Consider the following 6,898-nt stretch of genomic DNA (forward strand, 5'->3'; position numbering starts at 1 on the left):
GGTTTATGGACATCTAGAGAGAACGGCATATGTGGGGCTATATAAAAACCTTACGTTTTATACGTAAGGTTTTTTTGTTGCATAGATATATCAATATTATCTTGATTCACCTGTGAAGTTTCCGTAATAAATGTAGCACTTTCTGTCTTCATCAATCTCTCTTGAATCCAAGGAGAATTCCATAGACATGCCGTCTCGCTGAATATATATAATATCTGAATGAAGAGATGGTAAAATTTCTTCGTAGTTCCATACATCTTGACTATCTACTAAGCTTGAACTCGTTTCACTTAGTTCTCTAATTTCAAAACCGATGTGGGAGTATGTAGGGTCTGAAGGGTCATTGGCGAAAACTTCTTTTTGAATATAAATAACTGCTGTTCCGTCTGGATCAACCGAAGTTGCAGTAACAACATAAGTATTTTTCTCTTTAATAAAATATTCACAAGTCATGCGTGCGATAATTTCAGAATTAGAAATATTGGCGTAGTTCCATAAAGCAGGATACCCTTTCGTTTCATCATTAAGTCGATATTCTAAGCGCATTTCATCCCTCTTCTTCCTTTTTCTTCTACTTTATCATGCCATCCTATATAATAGGAATAGAATTTAAAAAGGGGAGTGCGAAGGTGACAAAAACGAAATGGCTAGTAGGTGGTGTCGTAACGTCTTTAATGACTGGCACTTTATTTGGTTGCGCACAAGATCTTCCCCCAAAACCGAATGATAATAGTTGTTCTGATTGGGATTGGGATGATGAACTTGGGGTATGGCAGTGTGATGATAGTAGTTCAGGTTATCGTGGGCATTATTTCTATGGTGGGCGATACTATCAAAATAAATCCACTTTTAAAAATTCATCGGCGTTTAAATCGTATCAATCGTCTGCTGAATTTAAAGGTGGAATTGGAAGCGGTTCAAAGGGAGGATTTGGGGGCTAAAATATGTCGCAATACATAAGGGATCGAAAAGATTTTTATTTAAAATATCCGAATTTTTGGTCGGATTTATATGAATGTGAATATAGTTTGTTTCATGTTTTTTCTATAACAAATCAGACTTTGGAACAATTACACTTAGCGACTGAACGAATGGGTAAAATATTTTTTAAGACTGCTAGACTTTTGCGAAATTTAAGTGACGAACAGCTTCTTGAGCTTGGTTTTCCTCCTGCGAGCTTATCATTCATTAGAATGAAAGGATTATATCCTGAATCTGTTATTTCACGATTTGATTTCGTTATAACGGTTGATAACCAAATTAAAATGCTTGAGTTTAATAGTGATACACCAACTTTTATTATGGAATGCTTTCAAATGAATGGAAAAGTTTGTGAAAACCTAGGTTATGATGATCCAAACTCGGATCAAGAACGATTACTATCTTCTGGTGTTACGAAAGCTGTAATGGAAGCGACAAAGGGATTAGACAATCCAAATGTTGTTTTTACAGCACATCATGAACATATTGAGGATTGGAATACGACTATGTATTTAAGTCAGTTATGCCATGTTGAAAATAAAGTAGTGCCAATGTCAGAACTTAGAATTACGAAAGGTGCTCTAGTTGATAAAGATGGGGCGAAGATTGATGTTTTATATCGCCAAACATATCCGATAGAAGATTTAATTGAGGATCAAGATCCTGAAACAGGAGATTTGGTAGGTGTGGAACTGCTGCAACTTGTAAAAGCCGGAAAGCTTTTTATAATAAATCCTTTGTCAGCATTTTTACTTCAGCCAAAATCAATTCAGTGTCTTATTTGGGGGTTAGCAGAAGAAGAGGTCTTTTATACAAACGAGGAACAACAGTGGATTAAAGAATATATGTTACCTACATATTTAGAACCAGATTTATTTTTAGGAAAAGGTTCTTTCGTTCAAAAACCTTCATTTGGTAGAGAAGGAGATACAATTACGATTCGCGATAAGGATGAAAATATTATGCTTCAAAATGCACATCAAACGTATAAAACTTCACTGCCGATATTTCAAAAGTATATAGAACTTCCAGTCGTATCCTTGGAAACAGAAAAAGGGATGGAGAAACTGTCGTATGTGTTTGGTTCTTTTTTAATTGCTGGAAAAGCAAGTAGTATCGGTATTCGCGCGGGAGAAAAGATTACAGGAAATGAATCGTACTATTTACCGGTAGGTATAAAAAGGAGGGGGAAAAATGATTAATTTTTTATCATATTTAGCAGTAACACTCGGACTTTTATGTATTGGTCTGTTCTTGATGGAAGTGACAACGAAAGTTAAGGAATTTAAGTTAATGGCTCAAGGGAATAAGGCGGTAAGCTATGTGCTTGGAGGACGATTACTTGGGTTAGCTATTGTTTTATATTCGACAGCAGCTAATTCAATTTCACTTCTTGATATGATTTCGTGGGGAGCAGTTGGGATTTTGGCTCAAATTATCGTTTTTTATTTAGCTGAGTGGCTTACACCACGCTTTAATATAAACAAAAGTCTTGAAGAAGATAATCAAGCAGTCGGTCTTTTTCTTATGTTTTTATCGCTTTCAATTGGGATTGTAATTGCTGGCTGTATAACTTATTAAAAACTTTACGTTTAAACGTAAAGTTTTTAATTTTATTCCGCTATTTGCCGGGCAGCCCGATTGGTGAGGGCTAATAATCAGTGGGGGATGAACAAAACCCCACTGATTAAAGTTTCACTTTATATATGTTAGTTTGCCATACCTTTTGAAAAAATTGTAGGCTACGGTTGACATCTATTTTAAATAAGAGTAACATTTTCAATGTAATGAAAATAAGTCTCTGTTAGGTGAGGCTCCTGTATAGAGAAATGCTACTGCCCAAAAATGTCGAGAGACGCCAATGGGTCAACAGGAATGATCGAATTAAGGTTTTTCTTAACGTAGCTGGTAATGTACCTATGCTATACAGTGCTAAAACTCGGTGAGGGAGAGGTCCGTAGATTTCTAATTATATTAGAAATCGTTTATTTGTGTATGTAATGGCCACTACTCTCTTAAGGGTAGGGGTCTTTTTTGTTACCAAGCTATGAGTAATTTCATAGTATAAACTATAAAATTAAACGAGGAGGTGAGGAGCATGTCAAATTCTGACTCGGTTCCGTTACCCATATACTTCAAATCAAAAATATATGATGTAGGCAGGAAACGATTTGTTCCTCCCTCTATATTTATCACAATGTAGCGTTTATAAAGCGCTAGACACTTTCACAGTAAAGTGGATAAATTGAGAAACAAAGCGTTTCTTCCTATGTTGTAAAGGAGGAGACGATAATATGTTATATGCAAACAAAACTGTGGGTAACACGTCATATAAACTAAGTAAAAAATCAATAAAAGAACAAACAATGCTTCAAAAAAATAAAGATTTATTAATTGAAATTGCAACAAGAGATGTAAAATCTGTATTTGCATATTTTAAAACAACAAGAGACGGACTATCAATGAAAGAGGCACAAAAACGTATTCAAGTATATGGCCGAAATGAACTAACTTCAAAAAGAGCACTTCTTGCAGAAGTAATGATGAAGCTTGGTGGCATGATCCCAGGTTTTTCAAAACAACGTGTGTGTGATGAATTACAACGTGAAACGATTACTGTATCTAGAGTAGAATGTTCTAGTAGTACAGGGCTAAATAGTGAACTGAAAATGATGGAGATACCAGTGCAAGAACTTGTACCTGGAGATATGATTTTTCTTTCGGCTGGAGATGCTGTGCCAGCTGATGTACGTATTATTTATGCAGATGATTTATTAGTAAATGAGTCTGTGTTAACGGGAAACGAAGCGAGTATAGAGAAGTTTGAAAGCTGCTATCACCTTGAACGTAAACGATTTATTCCATTAAAACGGATGAAAGATTATAATCCACTTGAGCTTGAAAATGTATGTTTTAAAGGTTCGCATATTGTTAGTGGAAATGCAAAGGCTGTCGTTGTTTCTACTGGAAAAAATACGTATTCAGGCATATTGCATACTTGTTGTAGTAGGATGTCTTAATGTGTTAATGGTGCTAAATATAAAAAAACCATGTATAATAGACAAAGTTGAGCAAAAACGTAGAATGGTAATCTATTTATATAACCTTACGTGATAACGTGAGGTTATTATTTTTTTAATAGGAGAGGAATTATGAAAAAAGTATTATTAGTTGATGGTATGGCACTATTATTTCGTGCTTTTTACGCAACAAGTGTCTACGGACAATTTATGAAACGACAAGATGGAACCCCTACGAACGGGATTCATGGTTATATGAAACACTTGTTAACAGCTACGCAAGCGATCGAACCAACACATATCGTTACATGCTGGGATATGGGAAGTACGACATTTAGAACAGAATCGTTCTCGAATTATAAAGCAAATCGTGCAGCGCCACCAGAAGAATTAATTCCTCAATTTGATTTAGTGCAAGAAATGACTGCGAAATTATCCATTCCAGTTATCGGTATGAAAGGCTACGAAGCCGATGATTGTATCGGTACGCTTGCAAAACAATATTGCAATGAAGCTGAAGTTTATATTTTAACTGGTGATACAGATTTACTTCAACTTGTTGATAAGAACGTTACAGTTATGCTTCTGCGTAAAGGAATTGGAAATTACGAATATTACACACCGGAGAAAATTATGGAAGAAAAAGGTGTAGAGCCGTGGCAAATCGTCCATGCAAAAGCTTTCATGGGAGATACAAGTGATAATTATCCAGGTGTAAAAGGTATCGGTGAAAAAACAGCGTATAAGCTTATTCAAGAGCACGGAACAGTATCCGCTGTACTAGAAAATGTAGAATCATTAACGAAAGCGCAGCGTACGAAGATTGAAAGTGATTTAGAGAACTTAAATATTTCGTTGCAATTAGCACAAATTCACTGTGAAGTTCCAATTTCATGTTCACTAGAAGAGGGACTACACACAATGGATGAAGAAAAACTTAAATTTGTTTGTGAAGAAATGAATTGGGGAAGACCTGAAATATTAATAAATATGCTATAAATAGTTTAGAAAGAGGGATGTTGCATAAGTCGAACTTTGACTTATGCAACACCTTCTTTTTGTTTTTGTAAACAGTATTATAGTAAATAAAATTATGTCGAAATCAATTTTAAATATATAAATGTTTCGACAAGATATAATGATAAAAGTTGATGGAAATAGTAATTTTTATAATGAAGTGAATTAATTTCAACATAGTTTTAGAGAGTCTTTTTTTCGTGTTCACAAAGTTGTCAGAAAATAAACGGAATTTTCATATGAAGTTCAAATAGAATTCACAACAATCAATTATTATAAGGACACACAGATAATTCTTTATCTTTTATATAAACCATCCCCCAAGGAGGACAATGAAAATGAGAAAAAAAGTGAGAAAATCTTTTAAACAATTATTAATTGAAAATAAACAATCACTATTAAATAATAAAGAAAATATGAAAGAAATTGAAGAAAGAATTGAGAAACGACATGTAGCATATAGTGGTGCCAGTAATTAAATAAAATAAAAAAGATAGCCTATATAGGCTATCTTTTTTATTTTATATTGAAAAAACGCTATTCATCTCTTTAATTTTGTAAATATGCAAGATATTTTTATAGTGTTTTTCTATCAATATTACTCATTTTTCGAGGTTGAAATTGGTATATACCAATTTTCGAGATTTACTATTCATAATATTACAAAAAAATGTTACAATACACTCAAATTTATACTATAAAATCATTTTAATATGAAAAATTGGAATGAAAAGAAAGGAGAGGAATATGAATAAAGATGGCGCTTTGAAATGATTAGTATCATTTCATTAGGAGTTGATGTAAAAAGATGAAGAGATACGAAGAATTGGACTCTATAAGAGGGATTTCTTCATTAGTAGTAATGATTGGTCATCATTTAATGATTTTTTCAGCATTTCAAAATTACAGTTATGAAGATAATAAACCATTTGTTGTGTATCTATTAAAAGAAACACCTGCTCGTCTAATTTTTAGTAGTGGTAACGAATCTGTTATTATCTTTTTTGTTTTGAGCGGATTTGTTTTGTATGAATCTATTGAAAAAAACTATAGTAGCTATGGGTCATACCTTTTAAAACGTATATGCAGAATATATATTCCTTATATTGTGGCAATAATTATAGCGATTATATGCCAGACTACAATTAGTGAATATGGTATTTCTTATTTAAGTGAATGGTTTAATCGCTCATGGACGATTGAAAGTTCTTCAAGCTTAATCGCACAACATATTTTATTGGTTGGGAAATATAATACAGATGCATATAACGGTGTGATTTGGTCGCTTGTCCATGAAATGCGAATATCAATAATTTTCCCGTTAATTTTGATGATTTGCTTACGAAAAACGTTAAGGGGTTCATTACTATTATTGTTTAGTTTTAGTATATGTTCTGTCATCATATTATTTTTGTTTCGTTCGGGCTTAACATTAACAAGCTATGCATTAACTTTGCATTATACGGTGCTATTTTTACTAGGAGCACTAGTTGCGAAGTATAAAAATAATTTAATAGTTTTTTATAGTAATTGTACTAAAAACACGAAAATTGCATGGTTTTTATTTGCGATTTTACTTTTTATGTATGAAGGGCTTATTGGAGAAATGAAAGTGCTCAATAATTTTATATTTCGAGACTATGTAGTGGCGATAAGTGCATGTCTATTTGTCATATTAAGCTTGTCAATATCAACTTTGTCGTCCTTACTACGTAATAAATACTTGTTATATTTGGGGAAGATTTCTTACAGTCTTTATTTATATCATATTATATCGTTATTTTCCCTTATATACATGCTCCATAAAATATTACCGTTGCTTATTATTTTAATTTTTTCACTTGTTTTTTCGTTTATATTTGCAATGCTTTCGTTTATAT

General features: G+C 33.0%; 8 protein-coding genes and 1 riboswitch. Of the genes, 7 read left to right on the forward strand and 1 reads right to left on the reverse strand.

Annotation, left to right across the window (positions count from 1 at the left end; genetic code table 11):
* Nucleotides 1-96: 96 nt before the first annotated feature.
* Nucleotides 97-546 carry a hypothetical protein gene (locus MR167_RS29600; protein ID WP_001235522.1) on the reverse strand — a complete coding sequence of 150 codons (450 nt, stop codon included), beginning with the start codon at nt 544-546 and terminating at the stop codon, nt 97-99.
* An 83-nt stretch (nt 547-629) separates the two neighbouring features.
* On the opposite strand from MR167_RS29600, the gene MR167_RS29605 reads away from it, so the two are divergent.
* The 7 genes from MR167_RS29605 to MR167_RS29635 form a co-directional block, all read left to right on the forward strand.
* Complete coding sequence (locus tag MR167_RS29605) at nt 630-941, forward strand: hypothetical protein (RefSeq protein WP_000169030.1); 312 nt, start codon at nt 630-632, stop codon at nt 939-941.
* A 3-nt stretch (nt 942-944) separates the two neighbouring features.
* Nucleotides 945-2,183: a glutathionylspermidine synthase family protein gene (locus MR167_RS29610; protein ID WP_042597489.1), complete on the forward strand. Its 1,239-nt coding sequence runs from the start codon at nt 945-947 to the stop codon at nt 2,181-2,183.
* Nucleotides 2,176-2,562, forward strand: coding sequence for a DUF350 domain-containing protein (locus tag MR167_RS29615; RefSeq protein WP_000606873.1), 387 nt, complete (start codon nt 2,176-2,178; stop codon nt 2,560-2,562). The genes MR167_RS29610 and MR167_RS29615 overlap by 8 nt, the downstream gene beginning before the upstream one ends.
* Nucleotides 2,563-2,774: 212 nt before the next feature.
* Nucleotides 2,775-2,940, forward strand: a riboswitch (M-box (ykoK) riboswitch).
* 335 nt (nt 2,941-3,275) lie between these two features.
* Nucleotides 3,276-4,001, forward strand: a complete 726-nt coding sequence (locus tag MR167_RS29620) for a P-type ATPase actuator domain-containing protein (protein ID WP_000964950.1) — start codon at nt 3,276-3,278, stop codon at nt 3,999-4,001.
* Nucleotides 4,002-4,133: 132 nt separating this feature from the next.
* The gene (locus tag MR167_RS29625; protein WP_000757071.1) at nt 4,134-5,000 is read left to right on the forward strand and encodes a 5'-3' exonuclease; all 867 of its coding nucleotides are present in this window, start codon (nt 4,134-4,136) and stop codon (nt 4,998-5,000) included.
* Nucleotides 5,001-5,356: 356 nt separating this feature from the next.
* Nucleotides 5,357-5,497 (forward strand): FbpB family small basic protein, encoded by a 141-nt coding sequence (locus MR167_RS29630; RefSeq protein ID WP_001228048.1) that lies wholly within the window; start codon nt 5,357-5,359, stop codon nt 5,495-5,497.
* 329 nt (nt 5,498-5,826) lie between these two features.
* Nucleotides 5,827-6,898, forward strand: a 1,072-nt coding sequence (locus tag MR167_RS29635; protein ID WP_242316103.1) for an acyltransferase family protein, incomplete at its 3' end; no start/stop codon positions are given.

Source organism: Bacillus cereus group sp. BfR-BA-01355 (genome assembly GCF_022663675.1).
In the GTDB taxonomy this organism is placed as follows: Bacteria; Bacillota; Bacilli; order Bacillales; family Bacillaceae_G; genus Bacillus_A; species Bacillus_A thuringiensis_S.

What these genes read in the sequence shown, in the direction of transcription:
- MR167_RS29600 (WP_001235522.1), bottom strand. Translation starts at nt 546, where the DNA reads ATGCGCTTAGAATATCGACTTAATGATGAAACGAAAGGGTATCCTGCT.
- MR167_RS29610 (WP_042597489.1), top strand. Translation starts at nt 945, where the DNA reads ATGTCGCAATACATAAGGGATCGAAAAGATTTTTATTTAAAATATCCG.
- MR167_RS29615 (WP_000606873.1), top strand. Translation starts at nt 2,176, where the DNA reads ATGATTAATTTTTTATCATATTTAGCAGTAACACTCGGACTTTTATGT.
- MR167_RS29620 (WP_000964950.1), top strand. Translation starts at nt 3,276, where the DNA reads ATGTTATATGCAAACAAAACTGTGGGTAACACGTCATATAAACTAAGT.
- MR167_RS29625 (WP_000757071.1), top strand. Translation starts at nt 4,134, where the DNA reads ATGAAAAAAGTATTATTAGTTGATGGTATGGCACTATTATTTCGTGCT.
- MR167_RS29630 (WP_001228048.1), top strand. Translation starts at nt 5,357, where the DNA reads ATGAGAAAAAAAGTGAGAAAATCTTTTAAACAATTATTAATTGAAAAT.